This window comes from Pseudalgibacter alginicilyticus (assembly GCF_001310225.1).
In the GTDB taxonomy this organism is placed as follows: domain Bacteria; phylum Bacteroidota; class Bacteroidia; order Flavobacteriales; family Flavobacteriaceae; genus Pseudalgibacter; species Pseudalgibacter alginicilyticus.
The window spans coordinates 2,512,547-2,528,750 of sequence record NZ_CP012898.1 but is presented as its reverse complement, the minus strand read 5'-3'; the positions used below and the strand labels follow the sequence as shown (position 1 = coordinate 2,528,750).

12 protein-coding genes are annotated in these 16,204 nt (G+C 32.0%); 6 read left to right on the top strand and 6 right to left on the bottom strand.

Going from position 1 to position 16,204, the window contains the following annotated elements; translation table 11 throughout:
- The first annotated feature begins 44 nt into the window (after nt 1-44).
- From hemH to APS56_RS10425, 5 genes are all read left to right on the top strand, one after another.
- Nucleotides 45-1,079 carry a ferrochelatase gene (hemH, locus tag APS56_RS10445; RefSeq protein WP_054727848.1) on the top strand — a complete coding sequence of 345 codons (1,035 nt, stop codon included), beginning with the start codon at nt 45-47 and terminating at the stop codon, nt 1,077-1,079.
- Entirely contained in the window at nt 1,079-2,440 is a 1,362-nt protein-coding gene (locus tag APS56_RS10440) for an MATE family efflux transporter (RefSeq protein WP_054727846.1), read from the top strand. Before hemH ends, APS56_RS10440 begins: the two co-directional genes overlap by 1 nt.
- A gap of 9 nt (nt 2,441-2,449) precedes the next feature.
- Complete coding sequence (locus tag APS56_RS10435) at nt 2,450-2,998, top strand: CopD family protein (protein WP_054727844.1); 549 nt, start codon at nt 2,450-2,452, stop codon at nt 2,996-2,998.
- A gap of 310 nt (nt 2,999-3,308) precedes the next feature.
- Nucleotides 3,309-4,760 (top strand): sensor histidine kinase, encoded by a 1,452-nt coding sequence (locus tag APS56_RS10430; protein ID WP_082379332.1) that lies wholly within the window; start codon nt 3,309-3,311, stop codon nt 4,758-4,760.
- A 70-nt stretch (nt 4,761-4,830) separates the two neighbouring features.
- The gene (locus APS56_RS10425) at nt 4,831-5,613 is read left to right on the top strand and encodes an enoyl-CoA hydratase/isomerase family protein (RefSeq protein ID WP_054727840.1); all 783 of its coding nucleotides are present in this window, start codon (nt 4,831-4,833) and stop codon (nt 5,611-5,613) included.
- 201 nt (nt 5,614-5,814) lie between these two features.
- On the opposite strand, the gene APS56_RS10420 is transcribed toward APS56_RS10425, so the two are convergent.
- Both APS56_RS10420 and APS56_RS10415 read right to left on the bottom strand, forming a co-directional pair.
- Nucleotides 5,815-6,885 (bottom strand): LamG-like jellyroll fold domain-containing protein, encoded by a 1,071-nt coding sequence (locus APS56_RS10420; RefSeq protein ID WP_054727839.1) that lies wholly within the window; start codon nt 6,883-6,885, stop codon nt 5,815-5,817.
- Between the two features lie 229 nt (nt 6,886-7,114).
- Complete coding sequence (locus APS56_RS10415) at nt 7,115-9,604, bottom strand: T9SS type A sorting domain-containing protein (RefSeq protein WP_098946179.1); 2,490 nt, start codon at nt 9,602-9,604, stop codon at nt 7,115-7,117.
- Between the two features lie 380 nt (nt 9,605-9,984).
- Between APS56_RS10415 and APS56_RS10410 the strand changes: the two genes are divergently transcribed.
- The gene (locus APS56_RS10410) at nt 9,985-11,058 is read left to right on the top strand and encodes a PA0069 family radical SAM protein (protein ID WP_054727834.1); all 1,074 of its coding nucleotides are present in this window, start codon (nt 9,985-9,987) and stop codon (nt 11,056-11,058) included.
- A 16-nt stretch (nt 11,059-11,074) separates the two neighbouring features.
- On the opposite strand, the gene APS56_RS10405 is transcribed toward APS56_RS10410, so the two are convergent.
- From APS56_RS10405 to APS56_RS10390, 4 genes are all read right to left on the bottom strand, one after another.
- Entirely contained in the window at nt 11,075-12,094 is a 1,020-nt protein-coding gene (locus APS56_RS10405) for a cytochrome-c peroxidase (protein ID WP_054727832.1), read from the bottom strand.
- 82 nt (nt 12,095-12,176) lie between these two features.
- Nucleotides 12,177-13,034 (bottom strand): MbnP family protein, encoded by an 858-nt coding sequence (locus tag APS56_RS10400; RefSeq protein WP_054727829.1) that lies wholly within the window; start codon nt 13,032-13,034, stop codon nt 12,177-12,179.
- Nucleotides 13,035-13,069: 35 nt separating this feature from the next.
- Entirely contained in the window at nt 13,070-15,055 is a 1,986-nt protein-coding gene (locus tag APS56_RS10395) for a TonB-dependent receptor plug domain-containing protein (RefSeq protein ID WP_054727828.1), read from the bottom strand.
- 3 nt (nt 15,056-15,058) lie between these two features.
- Nucleotides 15,059-15,982: a hypothetical protein gene (locus tag APS56_RS10390; RefSeq protein ID WP_054727826.1), complete on the bottom strand. Its 924-nt coding sequence runs from the start codon at nt 15,980-15,982 to the stop codon at nt 15,059-15,061.
- Nucleotides 15,983-16,204 lie beyond the last annotated feature (222 nt).

Genomic DNA, 16,204 nt, shown 5'->3' with positions numbered 1-16,204 from the left:
ACTGTTAAATATTAGCTTACAGATTTCTATTGTATTTTTGCAAGATGAAAAAAGGAATCTTACTTGTTAATCTTGGTTCTCCTGATAGCCCCGAACCAAAAGATGTAAAAAAGTATTTAGGCGAATTTTTAATGGATGAGCGGGTTATTGATATTCCTTATGCTGCTCGTGCCTTATTGGTTAGAGGCATTATTTTAAAAACACGTCCTAAAGCTTCAGCAGCTGCGTATAAAAAAATATGGTGGGAAGAAGGCTCGCCACTTATTGTAATATCAAAAAGACTTCAAAATAAAATACAAGAAAAAGTAGCATATCCAGTTGCTTTAGCCATGCGTTATGGAAGTATGACAATTGAAAAAGGGTTGCAAGAATTGGTTGATCAAGGAGTGGAAAAGGTGTTGTTGTTTCCTTTGTATCCGCAATTTGCCATGGCAACAACAGAAACAATTATGGTATTGGCAGAAAAACTTCGAGAGGAGCATTTTCCAAATTTAAAAATTGAATCTGTGCCTGCATTTTATAACAAGCCTGATTATATTGAAGTGCTTTCACATGCTATTAAAAAACATTTAAAAGGGAAAAATTACGAGTATTTACTATTTTCATATCACGGCATACCAGAGCGTCATATTCGTAAAAGTGACGTAACAAAATCGCATTGCAAAATAGATGGTAGTTGTTGTGTAACCCCAAGTGAAGCACATGAGTTTTGTTATAGACATCAATGTTTGGAAGTTACTAGATTGGTTGCAGCACAGCTTAAACTTAAAGAAGGTAGCTATTCAACGTCCTTTCAATCACGATTAGGATTTGACCCTTGGTTGTTGCCTTACACAGATAGAACTATTGAGCGTTTAGGGAAACAAGGCATTAAAAACATGGCTATAGTTACGCCTGCGTTTGTTAGTGATTGCTTAGAAACCTTAGAAGAAATTGCCATAGAGGGTCAGGAAATTTTCCATGAAATGGGTGGTAATGATTATACAACGGTTCCGTGTTTAAATGATGATACAGAGTTTGTAGAATTACTATCTAAATGGATTGCCAATTGGGGCATTTCTAAAACGGAGTTGGTATAATGGCAAAAATATCCTCACAAGATTTAGGAGAACAACCCATAAGTAAACTATTAATAAAACAAGCAGTGCCAGCATCTATAGGTGTTTTGGTTATGTCTTTAAATATTCTTGTTGATACCATTTTTGTTGGCAATTGGATTGGATCTACTTCTATAGCCGCCATAAATGTAGTATTGCCAGTAACGTTTTTTATTGCTGCATTAGGGATGTCTATAGGGGTAGGTGGAGCATCTATTATTTCTAGGGCTCTAGGTGCAGAAAATTATAAAAAAGCATTAAAAACATTTGGAAACCAAATAACATTAACATTATTACTAACTGTATCGTTAGTAGTTTTAGGTTTAACATATATTGATAGCATTGTAGATGCATTTGGAGGTAAAGGAGCAATTTTTCAACCTGCTAAAACCTATTATACTATTGTGCTTTATGGCGTGCCAATATTAGCATTATGTATGATGGGAAATACAGTAATACGCGCAGAGGGGAAACCTAAGTTTGCTATGTATTCTATGATGATCCCTTCGATTGGAAACTTAGTGTTAGATTATATTTTTATCAATATTTTAAATTTTGGCATGGCAGGAGCCGCATGGGCAACTACGTTGTCACACTGCGGAAGTTTGTTTTATATTCTTTGGTTTTTTCTTTCAAAAAGGTCGGAGTTAAATATTAATTTTTATCATTTTGGACTTAACTTAAGTATTGTTAAGGAAATAAGCTCCTTGGGTTTTGTTACTTTGGCAAGGCAGGCCGTTGTGAGTATCACTTATCTTTTTATGAACAATATTTTGTTTGATTTGGGTGGTGAAACATCTGTTACCGCTTATGCTATTGTAGGCAGAATGCTTATGTTTGCTATGTTTCCTGTTTTGGGTGTTACCCAAGGGTTTTTGCCTATTGCTGGTTTTAATTATGGTGCTCAAAATTATGAGCGGGTTCGAGAAACTATTAATACAGCTATAAAATATGCTGCAATTTTGGCTACTTTAGTTTTTATTTTATTGATGCTTTTTCCTCAAGCCATTACCAAAATGTTTACAACAGATTTAGAGGTTGTTAAACAAACGCCAAGTGCTATGCGTTGGGTGTTTGCAGTTACTCCAATTATTGCTGTTCAGCTTATTGGAGCGGCTTATTTTCAGGCTATAGGAAAAGCTGTCCCAGCATTATTATTAACATTAACAAGACAAGGCTTTTTCTTTATTCCGCTAATTTTAATTCTTCCTAATTTTTACGGTGAATTTGGAGTTTGGGTATCGTTTCCTATATCAGATGTTTTGGCTACAATTGTTACCGCTTATTTTTTAAATAAAGAAATAACTAAGACTCTATCTGTAAAAAAGAGTTTAATTTCATAAATAGTTTCAATGGAATATTACAACTACATTAAATCATTTCACCTTATTTTTGTAATAACTTGGTTTGCTGGGTTATTTTATATTCCACGTTTATTTGTATACCAAATAGAATCTTTCCACAAACCATTACCAGATAAAGAAATTTTAGGTAAACAATTAAAAATCATGGCAAAGCGCTTGTGGTACATTATTACCTGGCCATCTGCTATTTTAGCAATTATTTTTGGTGTTTGGTTGCTAATTTTATCACCAAGTTGGCTTCAACAATCATGGATGCATGTAAAATTAACATTTGTTGTTTTACTGATTATTTACCATCTAAAAACGCATTACTATTACAAACAACTTCAGAATGATATTGTAAAAAAAACATCCAATTATATGCGTATTTGGAATGAAGGTGCTACGTTTATTTTGTTTGCAGTTGTGTTTTTAGTTATTTTAAAAAGTGCTATCAATTGGGTTTGGGGTATTGTTGGTATTCTTGTTTTGGGGATTTCAATTATGTTAGGGTTCAAAATTTATAAAAGGATTCGCGAAAAAAATCCTAAAGCTTAAAAAAATTGGAATAACCTTATATCTTTTGCTTTTGCTATTTTGAAACAAAGAGTTAATTATAACTTTTACATTTGTTTCAAAGTTTTTTTATTCGTGGTTTTAGCTAAAAGGAGTTGTTGCAATCCATAATGCAAAACAAAATTATGATAAAATTTCATAAATATATTTTAAAAAAGCTTTAGCGTTCTTTGGTTTGATTATTGCTATATTTAAGAATTGTAATTTTTAAATAAATCACCCTCATAACGTTATATTATAAAATGAGGTTATACATGCTACAATTGCCCAATAAAAATAATAAATAATACACTTGAAACTAAAAAAACTCTCTTTACGTACGCGTATTTTTATCGCCATGATTTTATTGGTGCTAGTAGCTTCCATTCTTATTGTTTTTGTTGCCATTCAGCACTATACTGAAGAAACTCAAGATTATCATAAAGAACGGTTAGAGCGTAAAGAATATGCTATTCAGAGACATCTTCATAATGTTTTAAAAGAAACGTCTTATCCTGTAACTACTGAAAAAATTCCTTTAATTTTTAAAGATGAAATTTATAGAATTGCAGACGTACATTCGCTTCGAATCAATTTATATGATTTAGAAGGTACACTATTAATTTCATCAAAAGCAAGTTTTTCTAATGAAAACTCTTTAAAATGCTTAAGTGCAGAAGTATTGAATGGTGTTTCTAATCAAGCTGCTCATCGGGTTATAGAAATAAGTCAAGAAAATGGCGAAACATTTCAATCATCCTATTCTTATATAACAGATCAAAAGTTTAAGCCGTTGGCTATTTTAAATTTACCTTATTTGGAAAACGAGGAGTTTTTTTCTAGAGAGCTGGATGAATTTTTAGAGCGTATTAGTTACACCTATTTGTTTGTTTTACTTGTTGCTATTAGCATAGCATTTATTTTGTCTAAATACATTACAAAATCGCTTAAAACTATCAGTGATAAAATGAATATGACCCGTTTAGAAATGCGGAATGAAAAAATAAATATTGATGATACAAGTGAAGAAATTTCTACCTTAGTAAGTTCGTACAATAGCATGATTGATGAATTAGAGGAAAGTGCGGTGAAATTAGCGAGAAGCGAGCGTGAGCAAGCTTGGCGTGAAATGGCAAAACAAGTAGCACATGAAATAAAAAATCCATTAACCCCCATGCGATTAACAGTTCAAAATTTTCAACGAAAGTTTGATCATAATGATGCAGATATTTATAAAAAAGTGGATGAATATTCTAAAACATTAATCCAGCAAATAGATACTATGAGTTCGATTGCATCTGCATTTTCAAATTTTGCTAAAATGCCAGCGCAACAAAATGAAACTTTAAATGTTGTAAAAATTGTTAGATTAGCATTAGAAATCTTTAATGAAGATTACATTATATTTTCAGCTGATGAGGATGAAATTATTGCTAAATTTGATAGAACCCAGCTTATACGTGTTGTTACTAATTTGGTTAAAAATGGTATACAAGCTATTTCTGATGAGCGTTCACCACAAATTTTGGTACATGTAGGTTTGATAGATAGTGAGGTTGTTATTACAGTAGCTGATAATGGTGTAGGTGTTTCGGAAGAAAATAGAGTGAAGGTTTTTGAACCAAAATTTACCACTAAAACCAGTGGAATGGGACTTGGTTTGGCTATGGTAAAAAATATTGTTGAAACCTACAGAGGTACTATTAATTTTACTTCTGAAATTGAAAAAGGAACTGTTTTTACAGTTACGTTTCCAAAAGCTTAAGTAGTTTTTTTAATAAAGATACTATACATAATTGAACTGAAGCCAAGAATCCAGTTAAAAATTAATAACTATGACATATAAAAATATTTTATCAACACATCAGAACAGTATTACAACCATAACTATTAATCGTCCCAAAAAATTAAATGCTTTGAATCGGGAGACGATTCAAGAGTTGCATAATGCATTAGAAATTGCTGAATTAGACAAAAGAACTAAAGTAATAATTATTACGGGTAGTGGTGAAAAAGCTTTTGTTGCAGGCGCAGATATTAGTGAGTTTGCCGATTTTGATGTTACTGAAGGCACAAAATTAGCAGCAAAAGGTCAAGCATTATTATTTGATTTTATTGAAAATTTATCTAAACCAGTCATTGCAGCAATTAATGGTTTTGCATTAGGAGGTGGATTGGAATTAGCTTTAGCATGCCATTTTAGATTAGCAAGCGATAATGCAAAAATGGGCTTGCCAGAAGTGTCCTTAGGGGTGATACCAGGTTATGGTGGAACACAACGTTTACCACAGTTAATAGGAAAAGGGCGTGCTATGGAGTTAATTATGTCTGCAAGTATGATAGATGCTACAACTGCTGAAGAATATGGTTTGGTAAATCATGTTGTTTATCAAGAAGAATTAATACCACTCTGCCAAAAAATAGCTGCCAAAATTTTACGAAATTCATCCGTAGCAATTAGCTCAGCTATTAAGGCTATTAATGCCAATTTTAATGATGGTATAAACGGTTTTGAAATTGAAATTAAGGAATTTGGAAACTGCTTTGGTACAGCCGATTTTGAAGAGGGTACTACGGCTTTTTTAGAAAAGCGAAAGGCCAATTTTCCTGGGGAATAAGTGCGGCTTTGTGCAATATGAGTATGGTTTTGGGGTCTTTTAACAATATTAAAAGAAATTAAATATTCTCTTTTTATAGAAATCTTTACAAAGTTTTTGTTGAGCCTATCTGCTTAATTTAGTTGTTTTGAATTATAAAATAATATCCTGTTATATGCATATAACAGGATATTATTTTTAGTTACTTAAATTTAAGTTTATTTACTTTTTAACAATTTTCAAGTTAGCTACTTTATTACCTTCTCTAACTTTAACAATATATAACCCAGAGTTTAAATTACTCATGTTTATAGTGTTTCCGCCAGTTCGTGTAACCATTTTACCTGTTAAATCAAATATATTAACTTCTAATGAGTCATTATTTAAAGTTTCGAGATGTAAAAAGTCTTCTACTGCATTTGGGTATGCTTTAAGTTCATTTTCTCCAAAAGCTACATCATTTATGTTTAGATAAGCGCCATTGTAAACTGATGCTATTTGTGATCCTGAAAGTTCAAAATCATAAAGTCTAACATCGTCCATGGCACCGCCCCACCACCATTTAAGTTTATAATCACCTTTAGAACCTATATAAATTAAATCCTCAGTTGTATTAATTTTCATACTACTATTGTCACCCCCACCATCTGTAGTTACCTGAACACCATCTACATACATTTTAACATCTGCTAATGTTCCATCAGAAGGATAGGTATATGCCACGTGATGCCATGAATCATCTACTATTGTAGCTGATGAAAAATTATAATTAACCGCACCACCTGCTAATCCTAACACAAGGTTTTCTGGGTTAACATTTATTTGAAAAGTACATCTGCCATAAGGATCAATACTTGCTGAAGCAGCAGGATTTCCTAAATTCAATATCGCTAATGTTGGTTTATTTGTAGGATTAGAGTTTAATAATACCCAAGCTGTAACTGTACGAGCTTCACTACCATCAATACTTGAGTTAGTAGTAGTACGAATATCAACTGGATCATTATTGTTTACAAAATAATAATCAGGACTTGGCGGTGTTGAAGCAACATCAAATAAGCTCCAGTCTAAACAGTAGCTCCCTTCTTTAGAATTACTACCATACTTTACCACGCTACCATAATTATTTGGGTCGTGAACTTGAACAGTGTAATTGCCGCTTCCTCCTGCATTTAAATTGTTTTCAAATTGTAAATGTAGAAGGGCTTCAGAATCTTGTGCTTGTAAATTTATACTTGCCATAATAGCAAGAATAAAAAGCATTGTTTTTAAAAAAGTAATTTTTGTTTTCATATGTAATATATTTAATGGATTAATGAAATTAAGTTAGGGTAAAATAATGTTATATAATTGTTTTTTAGACGAATAACAGCTGTACTTATCTAAACAACAATTTTTAATAATTTATAAATGTATAGGTAAAGTTTTCATTTTTAGATTCATCCGATTCACTTAGTTGTAGTTTATATATTACAGGTGTTTAGGAATTGGATGAATCTAAAAGTGATAGAATTTTAATAACTTATTTCATTATAAGCTTTAAATTACCTTGTCCTGCATTATTTTCTATAGATACAAAATATAGGCCTTTAGCTATAGAAGATAAATTGAATGTATAGTTGTTTAATTCTTCAGCGGAATCAAAATAATAAGTTTTTAAAACTTCTCCAGAAATAGTGACTATTTGCATTACTGATTTACCAATAGTTGCTGAAGTTGATATTTTAAAGATTCCATTGGAAGGGTTTGGGTATGCTTGTAATTTGTAATCTGCTACATTATTGATTTCTTCAATGTCTAATGTTCCTTGTATTAATGGTGTGTTGCTAAAGTTAATAAGTTGTGCATCAATATAATACTGTGCTTTGTAAGCATCATTACAATCGGAACAAGTAACACCTGTGATACATTCAGGGTTATTAGGATGGCAAAAGTCAATATAAGTTGGATCAAATCGATAACTAAAATCAACAGTACCATTGACAATGTGAGAGGTCATATCAACAATATCTGGATGAGCAATAGCACCAGGACACCATCCAGCTCTGCTATGATACCATGTGCCTCGTTGTCCAGTACAATTATCTGGGTTAGGGTCGCAGTTGTTCCACAAGTTTTGAGTGTAATTTAGTACTCCATCTACATCAATATAATTGGTGGCATTATAAAATTCAGCAGCATTTTGAGAATTATTACTTCCCCAACCATGTCCAGTAGTAGATAAACGTAGGTGAGAACTCAATACATTATTATTATATGTATAGTTTGCAATAGGAACAGGTTGAAGGTCATTAGGATTACCTAAATCCCATGATCCGTCCCATAATTCATCTACATTAGAATATAGATATTGAGGTGTGCCTTGGTGAAAATCAAAGTCTAAGGATATTTGCCAACCTCCAGTTCCCCAGGTATCAATATACATTCTAAATTCTACTTCACCTTGAAGCAGACTTGCATAGTCTGTTAAATCAATAGTATGATTACACCCTACTCCATATGGAGTTATATAGCGAATAATTTGAATCCAGTTGCCATCAGGTCCCATAACATCAATAAAAGCTCTACGATCCCAATCATCACATCCTCCTGAGATAGAAGGGCATTCAACCAGTAAATTTCCAATAATTTGGTCGTAACTTCCTATGTGTTGTGGCATTGTATAGGTTCCATAATGCCATTGACGAATTGTGCTATTAATTTCTATTATTGCGTCTTTAATTGTTTGCACATTTTGTGTGGCTATAACATCGGTAACTTCAATAGTTTTTGTTATAGTGGTATTTACGCCATTAGAACCGTAAGCAGTTATATTTATTATATGTGATCCATAAGTATCTGGAGTCCATAGTGCGTAGTGTAAGTTGTTTTCACTAACTACTGGAATTGCTGTGCCATCTACTGTAATCTCTATACTATTTATCGTAATAAAATCAGCTTCTTCTATCTCAGATGTTACATAAATAGGGTAGGCATAAAATGCAGGCATTTCTATTGGGTAATCTTCTGTAAGTCGTGTTGAAACAATAGGTGAAAAAGTGCTAAGATCTATAACCTCAAATTGTAAAAAAGTCTGTGCAGGGTAATAATTTTCATTTCCTGCTTGTGCTGCTTTTAAGGTTACAGTGCCAACAGTACCAGTCAAAGTTACTATATTGCCATTGATGGTTGCCGGTCCTGATTCAACACTATAGGTTATATCTGTGAGTCCTGAACTGGACGTAGCAGATACCGTAAATGGATCGGCATTTGTGGCTTGTTTTGATACAGGGTTAAATGTTAAGATTTGATATTCTATGTCTCCTCCACTTCCAACTAAATCAATGGAAGCGTTAGCTGTAATATGTGGAAATTCACCATTACCAGTAGTGTCATTTTCTTCTGGTGGATAATATGAAAAGGCAAAATGAGTTGCTATAATATCTGGACTTTGATCTAAAGTTGCTTGATCAACGATAAGCGGGTTATTGCCATTCCCCATTCCTAATTGTCCCGAATTATTATATCTCGGTTGTCCATTAGCATGAATGACTCTTATTATAGGAGCATAATGTGCGCCATCCACAATTCCTCCATTTTTATAAGTATCATTAGTACCATCATTGGAAACATTAAAAACGGTATATGTTTTTGTAAATGTCCCATCTCCATTATCTACCGTTTCAGTTTTGTAAAATCCATTATTTACATCGGCATCATTTAATAGTCCCATAAGCAAATTCATTTTATCATCACCTCCTGTCCAGTTTACACCATCATCAATTGGATTACCAGCCGTATCTATAGTAGAAAGGCCGTTTGGATATAAGTAAAATCTTAAACTTATAAGGTTGTCTGCATCATTGGGTACATTGCTAAATTCAAAAACCATTGGCTCAGTGGCAGCTAAAGTTCCATCAGGATGAAATTCTGCAGGTTTATTTATGAAATTAAAGCTTGCTTGGCCAAAAGCTACAGTTGTTGAAACGAATAAAATCGTTGACATTAAATTTTGGAGTAATTTTTTCATCATGATAAAGTTGTTTATGGATTAATAAATATGTTTTTATTATATATAAATATCTGTAAACGATAAGGTTGCTTTCGAAATGAGGTCAAACTAACTTATAAAAAATTAAAAGACTTATATAATTTTTTCCCTGAAGACTAACTGGTCTTCGTTAGATAACATTATAGAAACGATTAGTGTTTTTTTACTAATACATTTGTTATTATATTTTTATTAAAAGTTTCGTAATTAATTACTTTAATTCTGTTTTTATCAAGTAATCTTTATATCACTTTAAGAGATACATATTTGTTAATAACCTATTCTTGCTTTAACATTTATTAAAACATATAAGTAGTAATTTTAAAGAGCAACTTAAAATAACAATCTATTTTTTTATTATAATGAACCCAAAATCTACCATAAAAGGAAGAGGTGCGCAACAACATGTACCCAATCGTTTTTTCGAATTAAGTCATGAAATGCGAGATGATTTTCTTGAATTTTGTAAAAAAGAAGGGGAAGTAAGCGATAAAAACAAAACACTTTATTTAGAAGTGTTTCCAAAAACAATTGTCAATAAAGTAGAGAGTCCAGATATTGGTATGAGCTATTCTATGAATGCATATCAAGGTTGTGAACATGGTTGTGTTTATTGTTATGCTAGAAATAGTCATGAATTTTGGGGCTATAGTGCAGGCTTAGATTTTGAGCGACGGATTATGGTGAAAAAAGAAGCACCTAAGCTTTTAGAAGCTTTATTAAAGAAAAAAACCTGGAAAGCTTGCCCTATTGTTATGTCTGGAAATACCGATTGCTACCAGCCTGCAGAAAAGCAATTTGAAATAACTCGAAAGTGTTTAGAGGTTTTTTTAAAATACAAGCACCCAGTATCAATTATTACAAAAAATGCGTTGATTTTACGTGATTTAGATATATTGAAAAAGTTGGTTGTAGATAATTTAATTTGTGTAAATATTTCTATAACCACATTATCTGAAGAAACCAGGCGTATTTTAGAACCTAGAACTACCACTATAAAAAAACGACTTGAAACAGTTAGAGTTTTGAGTGAAAACGGTATTCCTGTTAATGTTATGTTGGCACCGATTATTCCATCCATAAATAGCCATGAAATATTACCTTTAGCAAAAGCTGTATCCGAACATGGTGCAGTATCTATAGCGTATACCATTGTAAGGCTTAATGGTGCTATTGGTGCTATATTTACAGATTGGATACATAAAAGAATGCCAGATAGAGCAGCTAAAGTATTACACCAAATAGAAAGTTGCCATGGTGGAACATTAAATGATTCGCGTTTTGGTACTCGCATGCGTGGTGAAGGCAAAATTGCAGATCAAATCGATACCTTAGCCAGATTAGCTCATAATAGGTATTTTAAAAATAAGAAAATACCCAAATTAAATGTGGACTTGCATGAGCCTTTTAAAAATGGGCAATTGAAATTATTTTAATCTTTATAGGAGAAGATTATTTATCTACAAATTCAGTATCACTTAATGTTTTCATAAAGGAAATTAGGTGGGCTTTTTCCGTTTCTGTAAGTGTAATTTTATTATCATTTTCTTTAAGAAAAGGGTCAAGATTATCGGAATCTAAGACTCCATAATCAAAATAATCTAAAACCTCTTTTAGGGTAGCAAACTGACCAAAACTTCCATAGGGAGCAGTAAACTCAATGTTTCGTAATGTAGGTACCCGAAAACTCATATAGTCTTCAACTAATCCTGTGACTCTGGCGCGTCCTGCTTCTTCATTATCAGGGTTTAAAGGGAATCCAATGTTTCTAAAACTTTGATCGGTGAATAGTTCTGTACTGTGACAACTTATACATTTATCTTGAAAAATTTGATAGCCTTGTGCTTCTTCTTGGGTAAAACTTTCACCTTCATTTCGTTTTACTTTATCGTATTTGCTATTGGCCGAAATTAGTGTGTATTCGTATTGTGCCATGCTATTATATATACCCCCAGCTGTAATACCTTCTCCGTTAAACGCTTTATTAAACAAGTCAATGTATGATTCATCTTTTTCAAGTTTATTGATAACTTCTAATATTGAAGAATCCATTTCTTCATGTGTTATTATGGGTACTAACGGTTGATTTTCTAACTGACGTTTATTTCCGTCCCAATTATAAACTTGCATAAATGCTAAATTTTGAATAGGAGGAGCATTTCTAAGACCAATTCGTCCTTCAATTCCAATACTTTTTGCATGATGGTCTGCAAATGCATTTGCTTGAATATGACAGCTTGAGCAAGAAATAGTATTGTTTGCACTTAGTTTTTTTTCAAAAAATAATTTTTCACCTAATTCAACGCCATATTTTGTTGGAGGGTTGGTGCGTACTGAATTGTTTAATTCAGGAAAATCTATAGGAATATTAAGTGTTATTTCTGGATTGGTATAAGAAACAAATTCAGTATTCTCATTACTGCAAGATAGCAGCAACAGGGCTATACATAGGTTCCTTATTAAGTTTGCCATTTTGAAATAGAATTATTCGATGAAATAATTATATAAGTCGGCTTGGTTTTGTATGTTAAGCCGACTCATGAAGTTTTTTAATTTAGTTTTCTACTGCTGTAATTGAGAACATTCCAGTAATATCAGTAGTACCATTGCCACCTAAGTTATCCACAAACTTAGACATTGTTACAGATGTGTGAATGCTTGGTGTTGCATTATCAGCTTCTAATATTATGGTATTGCTTTTTCCGCTTAATAAAGCATCAAAATCAGCTTCAATTTTTATAGTAGGAGCATGGTTGCCTACAATAGCATTCGTAGGAAGGTTTAATGTAATATCTCTATAAGCATCAAAACCTGGCACGTACGTGTTTTCGTCACCTTCAGTTCCTTCAACTGTACTACCAGAATGGAAAGATAATTGATTGTTTTCAACTCCATAAAAACCTTCAATCTTTGTAAAACGATATCCTGTACCCCATTCCCAATGCATTTGGGTATCATTTGCTCCTGCTGTAGCATAAAAATTAGGAAAACTTACTTGGTCTAATGTGTTTAAATCAGATTTTACACCTAATCCAAATTTTATAGTACTATATTCATCGGTAGGAATGTTACTTAAAACATACTTTAATGTTTCTGCTTTTGATTGGTTAACAACGGTTGCGCCATTATCCAAATTATTTACATTATAAGGAATTTCAATTCCATCTGCTTTTATAAGACGAATGTTAGTTATTACATATTTTAATTCTTCAAAATGATGTATTTGTCCTTCTACAGATGTATTGACTGTAGCTGAAGTAGATGTTGCATTACCAAGAACAATCGTAGTGCCATTAAATGTGTTGTTAAATTCTAATATTACATTATTTGCAACAGGCATGTCATCATTACTACAGGATATAATTACTAATGTGGTAATTAATAATAAAAGATATTTCTTTAAGTTTTTCATTGATTTTGTTTTTATTGTTTATTTGTTGTTAATGTTTAAAAATTTATTTTTAAAGACGTAAAAATATTACGACCCATTCTTGGAATGTTTCCCCAGTCTGCATAGGTGCTGTAGAACTCATTAAGTACATTCTCTACACCAATTTGAAGTACAGTTTTTTTATTTTTGATATTAAATGTGTAATCTGCAGAAACATTCCAATTGGTATAGGAAGGTGTTCCATCTTCACCATATTCTGGGCTGTAATTGTCTTGTTTAAAATCGCCATTTAGTGATGTTTGAAATCCAAATTTTTGATATGAATAATGCCATGAGGTTTGATAACTTAAAGGACGGATAAATGGCAAATTATTTTTGTTATCATCTAACCCTTTAGCGTAAGTAAGTGTGCCTCTCCAGTGAAACTTTTCTGAAATATTATAATTTGCATTCAGTGAAAAGTTAAACAATGTAGCACTATCCAATGACGTATACCCCTTTACACCAACAGATTGATAATTCATTGGGCTCCCAGCGCTTAATATTCTTCCAATAATGTAATTTTGGATATAGAAATAATTTACTTTGGCTTGAATGTTTACTTTTTTATTTTTAAAGCCCGCACTGGCATTTGTTTCATAAGAAATTTCATTTTTTAAATTGGGGTTGCCAACATAATCGTAACGGTCAAAACTATTGTATATATAATAGCCGTAACCTTCAGAAACAGAAGGTGCTCTATGCCCATAGCCACCACCAAAAGAAAAATTGAAACCCCTCGTTTTTAATTGATAGTTAGCATGCAGATTTGGTAAAAATCTTGTTTTTTCTTGAGGGGATCCTGGATGAAAAATCCAATTAAATTCAGCATATTTTGAATAATTGTAATTTAAACCTACAGTGCCTCCAAAGTTTAACTGACTTATTTTAGACATATCCCAGCTATTACTTATTGAAAGTCCAGCATAGCGAGTAGTAACCCATGGCCAACTGTAAGCAAACATAGTACGTTCGCTTCTGTCTTGAGGATACATCCGCATTTCTGCAATAGATAAATTATCGTAAATATTTAGCTGTATTTCAGAAGCATAGTTTTCTTTTTTCAAGTTCACTTTGGATAGTAATCCGTATGTTGTACTCCAGCCTGGCATATCCATATGTACTAAGTTTTCAGGGCGCGTGGTATCATCCATATAATGTTCAACCGCATTGAAATATAATTTAGTGTCCCAAACCCTTACAAGTCCATTTTCAAAAAATTGTTTATAAGCTGCTGATGTTATAAGGGCTCTTGATAAGGATAAATCCATAGGAAGTGCTGGATATCCAACATCTGTTGCTTTATCAAAAATAGCATCAACTCTTACAGAAGATAAATAGCTTGTTTTAAACGCAATTCCGAATGATGTGTTGAATTTATTGTACTGCGAATGGTTTATTTTGTTATTATTTCCGTCAGAATAATTTTCAGCTTTTCGATATGATATACTACCATCTGCTACAAATTTACTACTTGAATATGACAGATTTCCCAGATTGAAAATTTGACTGTTATTAAACTCAAAACCTGTTTGATAGGCACCATTCCATTTTTTTGAAAGTCCAAAAGCCGTACTTTTTCTTTTTAAGTCAATACTTCCTGCAAGAGTTGCTCCGTGTAAACTACCTTCTTGGCCTGATTTTATAACAATTTCTGAAAGATTATTACTTTCAACATAGGATGTTATAGGATCCATTTTATCGGTACAAGCACCAAAAATATGCATACCGTCAATAGTCATGATAGAGCGTTCTGTACTCATATTATTGAGTAATGGTTCCCACGCATAAGCACCACGTTTAATAAAACTTATATTTTCGGAAGCTGCTAAAAATTCATCTACAGAAATAGCCATTTTCATATCTGTTTCTATTTTCTTTTTTTTAGCGGCAATAATAATAATTTCATCTAAAGTGCCTCCTAAGCTATCTTTTGCAACTGGTTTATTTTGAGCATTTACAATTGTAATCAGTAAAAGTGATACTATTAATGGTGCTTTCATTTATTAAAATAATATGTCAATATAAAGTTCACTTTTAGCTCCTTCTATTCCAGGTGTAAAATCAGTTGAAACTTCGGTGCCTTTTATGGTTTGCCCATTTTGATTCTGAAATATAAAATTCAATGTCCAATTTCCAGTCATAGTATAATTAACAACACCGTGGTATAAGCCATCGCTTTGTTGTGTTAAATCTAGGTTGTTGGGTGATGAATGATTTCCCATTGAAGGTTCTGGCATTCTCGGGTCCAATAGTAAAGTATGATTTTCTACAATTGAATAGGAATATTGTGATGGATCAGGAAATATTCCTGCTGGATTACTTGGCTTATTGTATCTATAAATACCCGCAATTAAATCATTTTCTGCAATTGCAGGACTTTGAGGGTAAACCAATGCAATAAAATATTGTTCACCATCATTTCCTGTAAATGCTGTCATGTTTAGGTTCATATTTGTTTGTTCTTGAACAGAAATACTTTTATTAGTTGTGAATAATTGGCTGTTGTTATTATAACCAATATACAGCTCCCAACTAATGGTGGTATTGCTTTCATTAGGAAATACAACATACCCCATATAGTAGTTATTAGTTGCATCATATTCTAAATTATATTTATGAGGACAAGAAAGCTTATTGCCATTAGCATCAGTCATTATTGGTAAAAAAGTAACATCAGAATTATTTAAATTTTCATTGTTTTGTGTATTGATAATTTTTAAATGAATTTCATTATAGCCTTGATAGAAAGTTCCATTTAAGGCTTCAATACTAATTGAATAGTTACCATCATTTAACGATATTACTTCTTCAAAAACAATAAACTCAGTAGTTTCTACTCGTATTTCATCTTCGTAATTTGTTTTATCTATGGTACATGAAGTAACCACAACAAATATTGTAATTACAATAAAGTGTAAAAATTTCATTATTTAAATGCTCTTTAGTCCATCAAAGCCCAGTACAAGTTAGTGACTTTAACAGATTTATTATTTTGTTTAAATTGTTACGAATATGTTCCTTATAACTTTTATAAGTTGTAGGTAATCAGAATTATATCCTAATTATTGTTTGTTTTAAATTATAAAACGCTACTATAATTATAGATATATTGGTATTATTATAGGAACAATGATTTTTTGTATTCTGTT